This window comes from Hymenobacter yonginensis (genome assembly GCF_027625995.1).
Taxonomy (GTDB): Bacteria; Bacteroidota; Bacteroidia; order Cytophagales; family Hymenobacteraceae; genus Hymenobacter; species Hymenobacter yonginensis.
In genome coordinates, this window is the sequence record NZ_CP115396.1 from 1,283,060 (window position 1) to 1,297,841 (window position 14,782).

Here is a 14,782-nt window from a genome sequence, read left to right on the forward strand (position 1 = left end):
AAGAACGAAAGTCCGGGTGAGATAGTGCAGCCGCAGGTTTTCTGCGCCGATGCACTAAGGCGGCACCAAGGCACGCAGAGTGGTTGAGGTTTCCAAAAATATCCAGCCAAACATAAGGCCCTGCCGCTTCAGCGCGGCAGGGCCTTATGTTACTTCGGAAATCGACTACAAAATTCGTGAAATCCGAATAATCCGGTTAAATCCGTGATTAGAGTTTCTCCAGCACGATGCTGCTGGCTCCGCCGCCACCGTTGCAGATGCCGGTCACGCCGATTTTGCCGCCTTCGTTCTGCAGCACGTTCAACAGCGTCGTCACGATGCGGGCACCGGAAGCGCCGAGCGGGTGGCCCAGGCTCACGGCCCCGCCGTACACGTTCACGTTTTTACCTTCCAGGTTCAGCAGCTTGTTGTTGGCCAGCGAAACCACCGAGAAAGCCTCGTTGATTTCGTAGAAATCCACTTCCGAAGCCTCCAGACCGGCGTGCTTCAGCGCCTTCGGAATAGCCAGCGACGGCGTGGTCGTGAACCACTCTGGGGCCTGCTCGGCATCGGCAAAGCCGCGCACGATGGCCAGCGGCTTCACGCCCAGGGCCTCGGCTTTCTCGCGGCTCATCAGCAGCACGGCAGCAGCGCCGTCGTTGAGGGTAGACGCGTTGGCGGCCGTCACGGAGCCTTCTTTGCCGAACGCGGGCTTGAGGGCCGCGAACTTGCTGAAATCAGCCTTGGTGTACTCTTCGTCGTCGCTGATAACGGTTTCCTTGCCGCGCACCGTGATGGTCACGGGCACAATTTCGTCTTTCTTCTTGCCAGCCTGGGCGGCGGCAGCGCTCCGCTCGTAGCTCTGCTGGGCAAAGGCGTCCTGGTCTTCGCGCGTGATGCCGTAGTGGGTGGCGGTGCGGTCGGCGGCTACGCCCATGGCGAAGTCGTGGTATGGGTCCCAGAGGCCGTCCTTCATCAGGCCGTCAATCATCTGGCCGTGGCCATACTTGGCGCCGAAACGGGCTTTGTCGAGGTAATACGGTACGTTCGACATGCTTTCCATGCCGCCCGCCAGCACCACATCGGCCTGGCCTAGCATGATGGCCTGCGCGGCGTACATAATGGCTTTCGAGCCCGAAGCACACACTTTATTCACCGTGGTGCACTCCACCGTATCGGGCAAGCCGGCTTTCTTGGCGGCCTGGCGGGCAGGTGCCTGGCCCAGGTTGGCCGAAATAACGTTGCCCATTATCACCTGCTGTACTTCGGAGGCATCAACGCCGGCCTTTTCCAGCGCGCCCTTCAGGGCAATGGCACCCAGCTCCGTAGCCGACAGCGAGGCCAGGCTGCCACCAAACGAGCCGATGGGCGTGCGAACAGCCGATACAATTACTACTTCTTTGATTTGCATAAAACAGGGGGTGGGGAAGTGGTTGGAATCTGTGGGTAAAGGTACGAGTGATTGGGGAATGGGCTGTAGGCGGCCGGCAGCCCGGTTTCGGGTGCTGGCTGCCACTGCCTCACCAGGTGGGCTTGTTGGGGTCGGGTTTGGCGGTGGCCGGGCGGGGCAGTTGCTGCAGGTATTGCTGCTCGGCCGCGCTGAGGGCCTCCAGAATCTGCCGGGCCTGGCCGCTGCTCAGGTTCATTTGCTGCAGGCGGGCCCGCTGGGTTTGTAGCTGAGCCTCGTCGGGGGCGGCGGTTTCGGTGCCGGGCTGGCTGCTGGTGCCGCTGCGGCCTTCCGGGCCATCAGGGGCGCTGCTGAAGCCGCGGGTGTTGCCGGGCTGGCTGCCCTGGGCCACGCGGCGCTGCTCGCCCTGGCCCGGCTGAAAGTTGCCGCTGGCGCTGTTGCCGAGCTGGTTGCTTGGCTGGTTGGGGTCGCGCTGGCCGTTTGGGTTAGCCTGGGGCTGCGCCGGGTTTTGCTTGTCCTGCGGGCTGTTGGGGTCGTCGAGCTGGCCCGGTCGGTCCTGGCCGGCACGGGGCTGCGGCGCCGGGCTCGGGCCATTCGACTGATCCGGCTGGCCATCGGTGCCGGGCGGAGCCTCGGCCGGAGCGGGCGGCGGAATGGTCGGGTCCTGCTGGCGCCGCGTGAGGTAGTCGCTCACTACCTCGTAGTTGTAGCGGGCCAGCGCATTGGCCGGATTGGTTTGCAGGGCCTGCCGAAGCAGCCCCAACGCCTGGGCGTAGTCGCCTTTGCGGGTGGCCAGCACGGCCAGCTGCTGCTGGGCAGTGCTGCGCACCACCGCCGAGCGACTGGTCAGCAGCCGGCCGTAGGCGTTCCGGGCCAGGGCAGTCTGGCCAGCCCGGGTGCTGGCATGGCCCAGGTTGAGCAGGATGGCCTCATCCGTAGCACCGAGCTCCTGCACCGCCTTATTATATAGTTGCGTGGCCCGCGCAAAATCTGCGCTGCGGTAGGCTGCCTGGGCCTGCTGCGCCGCCTCGTTCCGGTCGTGGATGCCACTCAAACTGCCCCAGCCTCCCAGCAGCGTCAGCAATATTATACTTGCGTGCTTCATAGCTTGATTACGCGAACGGTGAGCAAGATGTCCAGCGCCATCAGCGCCAGTGCCAGCGCCAGCGGATACCGGTAGCGGTTGTCGGCCACGGATACAGTGCGCACCTGCTCGGTCTGGCCTTCCAGCCGATTGAGCGCATTCACCAGCAACGGAAACTCGTCGCGCCGGTCAGACAGCTCGAAATACCGGCCCCCAGTCTGCTCAGCCAGCCGCTGCAATGGGGTAGGAGAGAGGCGGCTCACGGCGTCGCGGCCGCGGGCGTCGCGCACGAAGCCGCCTTTTTCGCGCGGCAGGCGGGAGCCATCCAGCGTGCCTACGCCCAGCGCAAACAGGCGGGCACCGGAGCGCGCCAGCAGCCGCAGCGTTGGCTCCAGATTTTCCCCAAAATCCTCCCCATCGCTGACCAGCACCAGCGCCGTCGCGCGCGGTGACGTGGCTGGTAGTTTGTTGAGGCGGGCCAGCACCAGTTCCAGCGGGGGCGTCAGGTCGGTGGTGCCCGCTGGCACTAGGTTGGTTTGCAGGGTGCTCAAAAACAGCTGCAGGGCGCTTTGGTCATAGGTGAGAGGGCATTGCACGTAGGCTTCCGCCGCAAAAACAATCAGCCCAATCCGGTCGGCCTGAAAGCGGGAGGCCAGCTGAGCCAGCTCGGCCTTGGCCTTCTGCAGGCGGGTGGGCGCAATATCCGGGGCATCCATGGAGCGTGAAAGGTCCACCAGCAGCCACACGTCTTTGCCGGTGGTGCGCACCGGCTGCCGGGTGAGGCCATACGCCGGGCCCAGCAGGGCCATGCCCAGCAACCCCATGTACAGGAACCGCAGCGTCAGTTTCCAGCCCAGCCGCCAGCCTTTTTGGTTGAGCGGAGCCGCCAAACGGCGGGTCCTGAAAAAAAATCCGAGGTAGAGCGCAAAAAAAATGCTGAGTGCCGCCACCTCTTTCCACGACACGGAATAGGCCCAGTTCAGCATGGCAAAAGAGCAGGCAACAAAATGAAAATCATGCGAAAAGCAGAGCGGGAAGTAGGGAGCGGCGGGGCAAAGATAGGTGCTGGCGCAGCCCGGGCAGCAGCCCAGGCTACAGCCAAGTTCAAGATATTTTTTTTGAAAAAGGGGTGTTTATCGGTTCTCCTAGTATATTTGCACACCCTTCAGCCGGAAGGGACCACCAACGGAGAGGTGGGTGAGTGGCTTAAACCAGTAGTTTGCTAAACTGCCGTAGCTCTAAAGGTTACCGGGGGTTCGAATCCCCCCCTCTCCACAATTCTTTAAGATGAGGAATTGAGAATCGGCAATGCCAATTGCTCCTGAGCGTAGTAGCTCAGACTCTCAGTTCCTCATTCTTTTTTCGGGGTGTAGCGTAGCCCGGTATCGCGCCTGCTTTGGGAGCAGGAGGCCGCAGGTTCGAATCCTGCCACCCCGACCATCGAATAGCCGTCAGCCCACCTCTGGGGCGGGCGGCTATTTGTTTTTGACCCCGTAGCTCAGCTGGATAGAGCAGCTGCCTTCTAAGCAGCCGGTCATGTGTTCGAATCACATCGGGGCCACCAACGAAAAAGCCGCTCAGCTTATAAGCTGAGCGGCTTTTTCGTTGGTGGTGCAGTGCTGGCTGCCTGACTGCACTCCTGAAACCCAACGTAGCTGTTGCACGCTGAAATAGGGACAGACTGTCCTGGACAAAACAACACAGCTACGCCTTAAGCTGGCGGGCCTTTGGGGGATGCAGGCGTTCGTCAGGCTTATAGATCAGGAGTCTGAACCACAGTTTGTGGTGCGCTCATGTAGGCGCTGCACCTACGGCCCTGCCATTACTCAAGGCATTTGCCATAGGCTTATGAATAGCAGCAAGGCGGGGGTAATTTGGCTGTATTGCTGGAAAAGCATACATTGAACTGCAAAAATTTCAGTTTTTCGCCTGTTTCTCACTCTTCACCACCATTCGCATCATGAAAAAAACCTTACTCGGCATTTCTTTCCTCTTGGGCCTTGGCCTGCAGGGCTACAGCCAGGGTACTCCGGCTATCAGCTCCTTCACCGCCCAGAACTCCAACCTGCCGGCTGACTTCCGCATCGTCGGGATTCAGGCCATTGATGCCAATACTGCCTGGGGACTGGCAGGTACGCTCAATCCGGCCGGCACCAGCATCGATGCCAACACCTATCTGCGCACCACCAACGGCGGCACTGCCTGGCAGGGCGGCCTGATTGCTCCGGCGGGTTTCACCGGCTACACCGCCGGCAACCTCTACGCCGTGAACAGCACCACTGCCTGGGCTGCTATGTTCGATGGCACTAATGGCGGCGGCCTTATTGCCAAAACGTCCGATGGGGGAGCTACCTGGGTTGCTCAGACCAGCCCTGCCGCTGGCCAGTTCGCGGCTCCGGATGGTTTCGGCAACTTCGTTTATTTCTTCGATGCCAACAACGGCGTATGCATGGGCGACCCCAACCGCCAGGGTACCTCGAGCATCAAGTTTTTTGAAATCTATACCACCACCAACGGTGGTACCACCTGGGTGCGCACGCCCCGTGCCAACGGCTTGGCCAGCAACACCAGCGAATACGGTGTAGTGAACCAGTACACCGTGGTGGGCAACACCATCTGGTTTACGTCGCTCTACGACCCAACCTCCATCACGTCGCCCTCGCGCGTGTTCAAGTCCACGGACCGTGGCCTGAACTGGACGTCGGTGAACAGCAACATTTCCAACCGCGTGTCGGGTGTGGCTTTTGCCACCGCCAACAACGGTCTGATCTGGAATAATGAGAACCTGAGTGTGACCACCAACGGTGGTACGTCCTGGACGACCCAAACCTACAGCACGCCCTTCCGTGATTCGGACGTGAAAGCCATTCCCGGCAGCAACACGTATGTGGCGGTTGGTCTTGATGCCCGCGTGGCTACGCCTTCGGCTGCCGATATCGGCACTTCCATCAGCCGCGACAATGGTGCTACCTGGACGACTATCGACAACCGGGCGCAGTATCTGTCGGTTAGCTTTGCTTCGGGCACGGTGGGCTGGGCTGGTGGCTTCACGGCGCCTGCCGGCGGCGGTGGCATCGGCAAGTACACGGGCACCAACATTCTGGCTAACCGCAACGCGGAGCTGCAGAAGGCGCTGGCCGTGTATCCTAACCCAAGCGCAACCGGCGTATTCACGGTGCAACTGGCTTCGGGCCTGAAAACGGGCGCTACGGTGCGCGTGTTCGACGTAGTGGGCCGCCAGGTAGCTGCCCAGACGCTGAACGCCACGGCTGTAGCAGCCAAGTCTACCACTGTAGACCTGAGCAGCGAAAAGGCCGGTATCTACACGCTGGAGCTGCGCACCGACGCTGGGGTAGCCCAGCAGAAGCTGGTGGTTGAATAGTAGCCGTCAGTAGTACATGCATCCTGAAGCCCCCATTCCTCTTGAATGGGGGCTTTTTTGTTATTTGGCCGTTGTCAGCCAACCATTTTTATTTGCTGGTGCTCTTACTGTCAACTTCTCTAAAACATCCTTCCTTTCATCCATCCTTTCCTCATGTACAAACCATTACTATTCGTATCCGCATTTCTTGCCATGGGTGCCACCGCGCAGGCCCAGTGGGCAACCCAGCCGATCAGCTTTGCTAATCCGGTCGCCTCGCCGGCCCTGATTGAAGCCGTCAGTCCTACCGTAGTCTGGACGATTGGTTACGACTTCACAGACGAAGACTCCAACCTTGTAGCAGTGAGCACCAACGGTGGGGTTTCCTGGTCGACCTCGACGGTGACGGGCGTGGATAATACCTCTGAATTCGTGTCGTCGCTGGCCGCTATCAGCAATACCACCGCGTGGGTGACTGTGGTTGGCAACCGGGCCGATGGCCGGGTGATGAAAACCACCGACGGCGGCCAGACCTGGGTGCGCCAGACCACGGCGGCGCAGTTTGGCAGTACCACGAGCTACCCGTCCGTCGTGCACTTCTTCAACGCCAACGACGGCGTAGTGCTGGGCGACCCGGTTACGGACGGCGGCCCGTTTGAGCTCTACACCACTTCCAACGGCGGCGCGACCTGGACGGCCGTGGCGGCCCCACCGGTTTCCAGCCCCCGCGAAGACACGTACGACGACGCGTTTGCCGTGGTAGGCAATACTATCTGGTGCGGAACGTACCAGGGACGCATCCTGCGCAGCACCGACAAGGGCCTGACCTGGGCGGCGCCGGTTGCCAGCGGGTTGACGGCTGTGCGGAGTATTGCGTTCCGGGATGCCCTGAACGGCCTGGCCATTTTCCTGGCTGAGGACACCGGTGAGCGGGAACTGTCGCGTACCACCGACGGCGGCCTTACCTGGACCCGGGTGAACTACACCGGCACCATGCCCGGCTTCGGCATCGACAACGTGCCCGGTACCAACCAGTACGTGAGCACCGGTCTTGACCTAGGCGACGGCATCAAAGGCACGGCCTATACCCGCGACAATGGCCAAACCTGGGTGACAGTCGAAAGCACCAACAACAACCTGTTCGTGGATTTTGCCAGCCCAACCGCAGGCTGGACGGGTGGTATTAACCTCACGACTGGCGCTGGCCAGGGGATGCGCCGCTTCACCAGTTCCGTGCTGGGTACTAAGCAGGCCACTGTAGAGCAGCTGGGCTACAGCGTGTACCCCAACCCAAGCGCCGATGGCCGCTTTGAAGTACGCGCCCAGGAAGCCCGCACCGGCGTGCTGCTGCGCGTATCCGACGCGCTGGGCCGGGAGGTAGTACGCCGCCCCTGGACGGGCAACGGCACGGCTCCTGTCACGCTCGACCTGAGCCAGTATCAGGCCGGGGTGTATACGCTCGAAATCAGCTCGGCCGCCGGCACTGCCCACCAGAAGCTGGTGGTGAAATAAGCTGCTGCTTCATACGCCGACTGGCGGAAAAGCCTCCGTTCGAGAAAAACGGAGGCTTTTTTATGGATTCGTGCCCGCCGTCAGCCAACCATTTGTACTGCTCTGTACTCTAGCTGTCAACTTCCATCCTTTTCCATCTATTATGCGCAAACAATTATGCATGCTGGGCTTTCTGCTGGCGTTTGGTTCGGCCCGAGTTCAGGCCCAATGGGTCAACCAGCCCGTGAACAACCCCACGCCCGACCAGTTCAACCTGCTCATCTCTGCCGTAGATGCCAACGTGGCCTGGACCACCGTGGTAGGCAGTGAGGATTTCTTCACCCAGCTGTTCAGCCGCACCACCAATGGCGGCACCACTTGGACCACGCTGGCCATTCCGGGCCTGACGCCCAACGACCTCGTGACCAGCATCTACGCCCGGAACGCCACCACTGCCTGGGTAACAGTGGCTGCCGATTTTGTAGGGCCCGGCCGCATCCTGCGCACCACCGACGGCGGGGCTAGCTGGGTCACCCAGACCACGGCCAGCCAGTTTGCCGGGGCCAACAGCTTCCCGACCGTGGTACGCTTCTTTGATGCGGTGAACGGCGTGGCGCTGGGCAACCCCAACAACGGACGCTTTGAAATCTACACCACCAGCAACGCCGGCGAAACCTGGACGGCCATTCCGGCTGCCAACGCACCCCAGCCTCAGGGGCTGGAAGACCTGGTGACCGGCGTGCCGGTGGTGGCACAGGCCGGCAACAGCATCTGGGTGGCCACCGACGAGGGCCGAATGCTGCGCTCCACCGACCGGGGCCTGACCTGGGCCGTATCCGCCACCGGCCTGGAGTACCCGGCCAACGTGGCATTCCGCGACGCGCTCAACGGCCTGGCCCTGGACGAAGACGGCAGTTACGTGCGCACCACCGACGGTGGGGCCACCTGGGCGGCCCTCAACCCCACCGGTTCTGTGCGCCGCGTCGGCCTCGACAACGTGCCCGGCACCCGCACCTACGTATCGACGGGGTTTGGCGCCTACGGCCCCGGTTCGTCGTATTCCACCGACGACGGCCAGACCTGGATAACCCTCGAATCAACCATCAACCACGCGTTGGTGGATTTCGTCAGCCCGAGCGTGGGCTGGTCGGGAGGCCTGCTGGTGGATGCCGACGGCGAGGTGGCGGGCGGCAACGGCATGAACAGGTACGTGGGCATCACGCTGGCCAACAACGCGGCCCTGGCTTCGCGTCTGGGCATCAGTGCCTTCCCCAACCCCGCGCCCGATGGCCGCTTTGTGGTGCGGGCCAGCGGCCTGAAGGCCGCCACCCCGGCGCGCGTGCTCGATGGGCTGGGCCGCACCGTGCGCACCGAAACCTGGACCTCGCCCGCGCTGGCCCCGCTTTCGCTGGACCTGAGTCAGCAGCCGGTGGGCGTGTATGTGCTGGAGCTGAGCACCCCCGAAGGGCTCGTGCGCCAGAAGCTGGTGGTGCGCTAAGCGGCCGAAGCGTCAGGAATATCGGATTATTCGAAGGCCTGTTCCCAGCCCGGAGCAGGCCTTTTTTTGCCCATGCTCCGGCGGCCTTTCTCGCCACTGTTAGGCGGGCTTATTCGGGGCTGGCGCTAGCAAAAACGGGATATTTTCGGTACTTTTGTAGGATAGCATCCTAGCTGAACTTACGCCCGAAACATGAGCGAAACACAAGAGATAATCGGTGCCTCGGACTACTCCGCGGATAGCATTCAGGTACTCGAAGGGCTCGAAGCGGTACGCAAGCGTCCTTCCATGTACATCGGCGACACTGGCGCGAAAGGCCTTCACCACCTGGTGTGGGAGGTAGTGGATAACTCCATTGACGAAGCCCTGGCCGGCCAGTGCGACCGAATCGAGGTGAGCATTCACCCCGGCAACTCCATTTCTGTACAAGACAACGGCCGCGGAATTCCCGTCGGCATCAACCAGAAGTTCGGCAAATCGGCCCTCGAAATTGCCCTGACTGTGCTGCACGCCGGCGGTAAGTTCGACAAGAACAGCTACAAGACCTCCGGCGGCCTGCACGGCGTGGGCGTGTCCTGCGTGAATGCCCTCAGCACCCACACCCACGTGAAAGTGCAGCGCGAAGGCCGCATGTACGAGCAGGAATACACCATCGGCGTGCCCCAGTACGACGTGCGCGAGATAGGAGAGGCCAGCGGCCGCGGCACCTACGTGTGGTTCCAGCCCGATGGCACCATATTCGACGAAACGCTGGAGTACTCCTACGAGCGGATTGCCACCCGTCTGCGCGAGCTGGCCTACCTCAACCGCGGCATCCGCATCATCCTCACCGACCTGCGCGAGCAGGCCGCCGATGCCGAAGGCCAGCCCCTGCGCACCGAGTTCTACTCGGAAGGCGGCGTGGCCGAGTACGTGCAGTACCTCGACAGCAGCCGCACCGTGCTCATGACCAAGCCCGTGTACGTGGCTACGGAGCGCGGTATTCCGGTGGAAGTGGCGTTCCAGTACAACGACTCGTACCAGGAGCACATCTTCTCCTACGTCAACAACATCAACACCCATGAAGGCGGCACGCACGTGGCTGGCTTCCGCTCGGCCATTACGCGGGTGCTGAAAGCCTACGCCGAGAAATCCGGCGAGGTGGCCAAAGCCAAAATCGAGATTCAGGGCGACGACTTCCGCGAGGGCCTCACCGCCGTTATTTCGGTGAAGGTGGCCGAGCCCAAGTTTGAGGGCCAGACCAAGGGCAAGCTGGGCAACTCTGAAGTGAGTGGCGCCGTGAACCAGGTGGTGGGCGAAATCCTCAACCAGTACCTGGAGGAAAACCCCAAGGAAGCCCGCGTCATCGTCGAGAAGGTGATTCTGGCCGCCAAAGCCCGCGTAGCCGCCAAGAAGGCCCGCGAAATGGTGCAGCGCAAAACCGTGCTGGGCTCCAACTCGCTGCCCGGCAAGCTGGCCGACTGCTCGGAGTCGGACCCCGCCATCTGCGAGCTGTACCTAGTGGAAGGTGACTCGGCCGGCGGCACCGCCAAGCAGGGCCGCAACCGCGCCTTCCAGGCCATTCTGCCGCTCCGGGGTAAGATCCTGAACGTGGAGAAGGCCCAGGAGCACCGCATCTACGAAAACGAGGAAATCCGGAACATGATTACGGCCCTCGGCGTGAGCTTCGAAAAGAAGACCGACGAGGACGATGGCAGCACCAGCCGCTCGCTGAACCTCGACAAGCTGCGCTACCACAAGATCATCATCATGACCGATGCTGACATCGACGGGTCGCACATCCGGACCCTGATCCTGACGTTCTTCTTCCGCTACATGCCGGAGCTGATCGAGAAAGGCTACATCTACATTGCGCTGCCACCGCTGTATCTGGTGAAGCGCGGCAAGGAAGAGCGCTACTGCTGGACCGAAGAGGAGCGCATGGCCGCCCAGGAAGAAATGGGCCGCGGCAAGCCCGAGACGGTGAATGTGCAGCGCTACAAAGGTCTCGGCGAAATGAACGCCGAGCAGCTCTGGACCACCACCATGCAGCCCGACACCCGCTCCCTGAAGCGTGTAGACGTCGACTCGGGCGTGGAAGCCGACCACCTCTTCTCCATGCTGATGGGCGACGAAGTAGCGCCTCGCCGCGACTTCATCGAGAAAAACGCCAAGTACGCCAAGCTGGACGTGTAACGCGCTGATACTAAAAAAAGCCCGCTCCGTGAGCGGGCTTTTTTATTGATGTCTGCCAACCAACAAACCCCGTAGAAGCAGCTACATTTATTAAAAGCGCAACAGAAGGTCCGGTACCAGCGTGTATCTTGCCGTACTGCCTTCTGGATGCCCTTCCTCCGTTATGAAACTCTTCAAGTCCGCCGACCTTATCCGCAAAAGCAAATACATCAGCCGCGACCTGAGCTGGCTGCGCTTCAACTACCGCGTGCTCGACCAGGCCAAGGACGCCGGCCGGCCGCTGTTCGACCGGTTACGGTTTCTGGCCATCACGTCGTCGAACCTGGATGAGTTCTTCATGATTCGCGTCGGCTCGCTTTACAACTACCTCGACTACGGTAAGGAGCGGGTGGACTACTCGGGGCTGCGCGAGCTGCCCTTCCGGCGCAAGCTGCTCGATTTCGCCCACCGCTTCGTCAACGACCAGTCGATGACATACCTCAACGAGCTGAAGCCGCAGTTTGAGAAGAACGGCTTCAACATCCTGCGGATGGACGAGCTGACGGAGCTGGAGCTGAAAAAGGCCGACGGCTACTTCAAAAACACCATCTTCCCGCTGCTCACGCCGATGGTGTACGACTCGTACCACGGCTTCCCGCTGATGATGAACCAGATGCTGATTCTGGGCGTGGTGACGCGCACCGGCACCGGCGACCTGGAAACCGAGAAAGGGCAGGAGCGCCTCACCTTCGTGCAGATTCCGCAGAACCTGACGCGCTTCTTCGAGCTCACGCGCAAGGAGAAGGTGCTGTTTGTGCCGATTGAGGAAATCGTGCGGGCCAACCTGCCCAAGCTGTTCCGCAACGTGGAAATCGAATCGGCTGACCTGTTCCGTATCACCCGCAACGGTGACTTCACGCTGGAAGAGTCGGAGGACATCGATACCGATTTCATTAAGGAGCTGCAGCAGGGCCTCAAGACGCGCAAGCGCGGCCGCGTGGTGCGCCTGGAGGTGGAGCCCAACGCCTCGGCGCTGCTGATGACCGTGCTCAAGGAGCGCTGGAAAATTGACAACGGCAACGTGTTCGTTATCAACTCGCTGATTGACCTGAAAGGGCTGCTGCAGATTCTGAAGCACCCCAACTTCCGCGGCAAAACCTCGCGCCAGCCCGCCCCGATTGCGCCGCTGAGTTTGCCCGAAGGTGCCGACGAAAACCTGTTCGAGTACCTCAAGCACCACGACGTGCTGTTGCATCACCCTTATAACAGCATTGAGCCGATGGTGCGGCTGCTGGAGCAGGCCGCCGAAGACCCGCAGGTACTGGGCATCAAGCAAACCATCTACCGCCTCGCCGACGACTCGCGCGTGACGGCGGCGCTGCTGAAGGCGGCCGAAAACGGCAAGCACGTGTCGGTACTGTTCGAAATCAAGGCCCGCTTTGATGAGGAGCGCAACATCCGGGAGGGCGCGCGGCTGGAAAAGGCCGGTTGCTTCGTGATTTACGGGGTGAGCAAGTACAAGACGCACACCAAGATGCTGATGGTCATCCGGAAGGAAGGCGAGAAGGTGACGCGCTACGTGCACATCGGCTCGGGCAACTACAACGAGCAAACCAGCAAGCTCTACACCGACGTGAGCCTACTCACGACCAACGACGTGTACGGCCACGACGTGTCGGAATTCTTCAACGTCATCACCGGCCACTCGCAGCCCGACGACTACGAGTACCTGATTACGGCGCCCAAAGACATGCGCCAGCAGCTGGTGCACCTGATTCGGGAAGAAGCCCGCAACGCCAAGAAAGGCCTGCCCAGCGGCATTGTCATCAAAATCAACTCTCTGGAAGACAAGGAGGTGATTGACGAGCTGTACAAGGCCTCGAAAGCCGGCGTGCCCATTCGCCTGATTGTGCGCGGCATCTGCTGCCTGCGGCCGGGCCGCCCCAGCCTGAGCGAAAACATTGAAGTGCGCAGCGTGGTCGGCGATTTGCTGGAGCACTCGCGCCTGTTCTACTTCCACCAGGCCGGGCAGCCGCGCCTCTACGCCGGCTCTGCCGACGTGATGGTCCGCTCCTTCGACCGGCGTATTGAGGCGCTGTTCCTGATTGTGAATCCGCAGCTTAAGCGCGAGGCCATCGGCATCCTGATGCTCAACCTGCTCGACAACCAGAATAGCTACGTGATGCGCGAGGATGGCGCCTACATCCGGCGCCAGCCGCAGCCCGACGAGGTGATTGTGAACGTGCACAAAGACTTCTACCGCCGCGACGAAGAGCGCCTGGCCAACGCCACACCCGACGGCATGCTGTTGCTGCTGACTGCGGCAAAAGCAGCTGAAGAAGCTGCCCTCGCCGCCGCCCAGGAACCAGTAGAAGCCTGCGGAGCCGATGAGGAAACGCCCGCCGAAGAGCCCGAAGCCGTAGTCGTGGAATATATGGTGGCGGCCGAGGCCGAAGAGAAGGCCGAAGCCAACCGCACAAACGCGTAGAAGCAGCGTGTCATTGCGAGGACGAAGGACGAAGCAATCTTTCCTCTCCGTGCGCTAAGCGTGAATTAAGCGGAAAGCCCTCCGGCGTTAGTGTACTACACTACTGCCGGAGGGCTTTCTTTGTTGATGGCGGGCAGTAGCGTGAAGCTTTTCTTTACTTCGCGTTTTCGACGCCTATCACAACCGGTGGCTCAGGCGCGAAGCAAAGGCTTCGCGCTACTGGTTGGCCGTTTACTCTACCTCGGTGGGGCGGCTTTGTACTGTTGGAATAGGCGTGCGGTTGGAATGGTCGTCGCGGGCCCGGATTTCGTCGAAGTGCTCTTCGAACAGGGTCTGAAGCATGCCGTCTTTCAGGCCGATGTCGGGCACAATCATCTGGCTGATGTTGGCCCATTCCATGGCCGAGAGGTAGATGTGGCCGGCTGGCACGATAACGTCAGCGCGGTCGGGGTTGAGCATGGCCACGTTGACGCGCTCGTCCATGCTCAGGCTGGTCAGGTGGTCGAGGATGGTGCCGATGCGGCGGCGCGTGACAGGCTTGTCGAGCTGAGGTTGAGCCAGGCTGTAGAGCTTGTTGATGTTGCCACCCGTGCCAATGGCCCGCGTGACGTGGTAGCGGCGGGCATTTTCCGTCACCCATTCCTCCATGCGCTGCCACAGGCCAGCTTGGGCATCTGTGTTGGCGAGGCCGCTTTCTTCCTGCTGCATGCGCCGGATCGAGCCAATCTCAAACGACTGCGAGGCCACCTTGCGGCGGTCGTGGTAGATGTTGAACTCGGTGCTGCCGCCGCCCACATCGATGTGCAGATAGTGCTTTTTGTCTTCGAGCAGGTGCTCGATTACGCGGTTGATGTAGGCGGCCTCGGCCTGCCCGTCAATCACCTGCACCGACATGCCCAGCTCCTGCTGAATGCGGGCGGCTACTTCGGCGCCGTTGGTGGCCGTGCGCATGGCCGATGTGGCGCAGATCAGGTAGTGGTTGGGGGCCACGTCGTGCACTTCCATCAGCAGCTTCAGCGCGTGCAGAAACTTGATGAACTTCTCCTGCTTCTTCTCCGAAATGGTGCCGGTGGCAAACACGTCTTCGCCGAGGCGTAGCGGATAGCGCACGTACTCCACCCGCTTGAGCCGGTACCGGTCGCCGTAGTGCAGGACTGCTGAAATCTGACAGCGAACAGCGTTGGAACCGATATCAATGGCGGCAAGCTTCAGCAGAGGATATTGCACGGGCAGTGGGGTTGGCGAGAGGAGTGAGGGCAAAGATAGCCGTTTGGGCAAAACAGGCCCTTTTATGAAGGACGGCTTAGGCCGCTGTTCAT

9 protein-coding genes and 3 tRNA genes are annotated in these 14,782 nt (G+C 61.2%); 8 read left to right on the forward strand and 4 right to left on the reverse strand.

The annotated features are described in order from the left end of the window. Nucleotides 1-208: 208 nt before the first annotated feature. The 3 genes from O9Z63_RS05520 to O9Z63_RS05530 form a co-directional block, all read right to left on the reverse strand. Complete coding sequence (locus O9Z63_RS05520; protein ID WP_270128329.1) at nt 209-1,390, reverse strand: acetyl-CoA C-acyltransferase; 1,182 nt, start codon at nt 1,388-1,390, stop codon at nt 209-211. 109 nt (nt 1,391-1,499) lie between these two features. Continuing rightward, a complete protein-coding gene (locus O9Z63_RS05525; protein WP_270128330.1) occupies nt 1,500-2,492 on the reverse strand; it encodes a tetratricopeptide repeat protein in 993 nt (330 codons plus the stop codon). Further along, a complete protein-coding gene (locus O9Z63_RS05530) occupies nt 2,489-3,361 on the reverse strand; it encodes a VWA domain-containing protein (protein ID WP_270128331.1) in 873 nt (290 codons plus the stop codon). Before O9Z63_RS05530 ends, O9Z63_RS05525 begins: the two co-directional genes overlap by 4 nt. A 297-nt stretch (nt 3,362-3,658) precedes the next feature. On the opposite strand from O9Z63_RS05530, the gene O9Z63_RS05535 reads away from it, so the two are divergent. The 8 genes from O9Z63_RS05535 to ppk1 all read left to right on the forward strand — a co-directional run bounded on the left by O9Z63_RS05535 (nt 3,659) and on the right by ppk1 (nt 13,463). Next, a tRNA-Ser gene (locus O9Z63_RS05535) sits at nt 3,659-3,746 on the forward strand. Nucleotides 3,747-3,834: 88 nt separating this feature from the next. Continuing rightward, nucleotides 3,835-3,911, forward strand: a tRNA-Pro gene (locus O9Z63_RS05540). A 47-nt stretch (nt 3,912-3,958) separates the two neighbouring features. Then, nucleotides 3,959-4,035: transfer RNA gene (locus tag O9Z63_RS05545), tRNA-Arg, on the forward strand. 396 nt (nt 4,036-4,431) lie between these two features. Then, nucleotides 4,432-5,853: a T9SS type A sorting domain-containing protein gene (locus tag O9Z63_RS05550; RefSeq protein WP_270128332.1), complete on the forward strand. Its 1,422-nt coding sequence runs from the start codon at nt 4,432-4,434 to the stop codon at nt 5,851-5,853. 153 nt (nt 5,854-6,006) lie between these two features. Further along, nucleotides 6,007-7,344 (forward strand): T9SS type A sorting domain-containing protein, encoded by a 1,338-nt coding sequence (locus tag O9Z63_RS05555; protein ID WP_270128333.1) that lies wholly within the window; start codon nt 6,007-6,009, stop codon nt 7,342-7,344. Nucleotides 7,345-7,486: 142 nt separating this feature from the next. Further along, nucleotides 7,487-8,821 (forward strand): T9SS type A sorting domain-containing protein, encoded by a 1,335-nt coding sequence (locus tag O9Z63_RS05560; protein WP_270128334.1) that lies wholly within the window; start codon nt 7,487-7,489, stop codon nt 8,819-8,821. Between the two features lie 192 nt (nt 8,822-9,013). After that, nucleotides 9,014-10,996 carry a DNA topoisomerase (ATP-hydrolyzing) subunit B gene (gene gyrB, locus O9Z63_RS05565; RefSeq protein ID WP_270128335.1) on the forward strand — a complete coding sequence of 661 codons (1,983 nt, stop codon included), beginning with the start codon at nt 9,014-9,016 and terminating at the stop codon, nt 10,994-10,996. Nucleotides 10,997-11,159: 163 nt separating this feature from the next. Then, a complete protein-coding gene (gene ppk1 / locus O9Z63_RS05570; RefSeq protein ID WP_270128336.1) occupies nt 11,160-13,463 on the forward strand; it encodes a polyphosphate kinase 1 in 2,304 nt (767 codons plus the stop codon). Between the two features lie 231 nt (nt 13,464-13,694). On the opposite strand, the gene O9Z63_RS05575 is transcribed toward ppk1, so the two are convergent. After that, nucleotides 13,695-14,690 (reverse strand): Ppx/GppA phosphatase family protein, encoded by a 996-nt coding sequence (locus tag O9Z63_RS05575; protein WP_052381768.1) that lies wholly within the window; start codon nt 14,688-14,690, stop codon nt 13,695-13,697. Between the last annotated feature and the right edge of the window lie 92 nt (nt 14,691-14,782).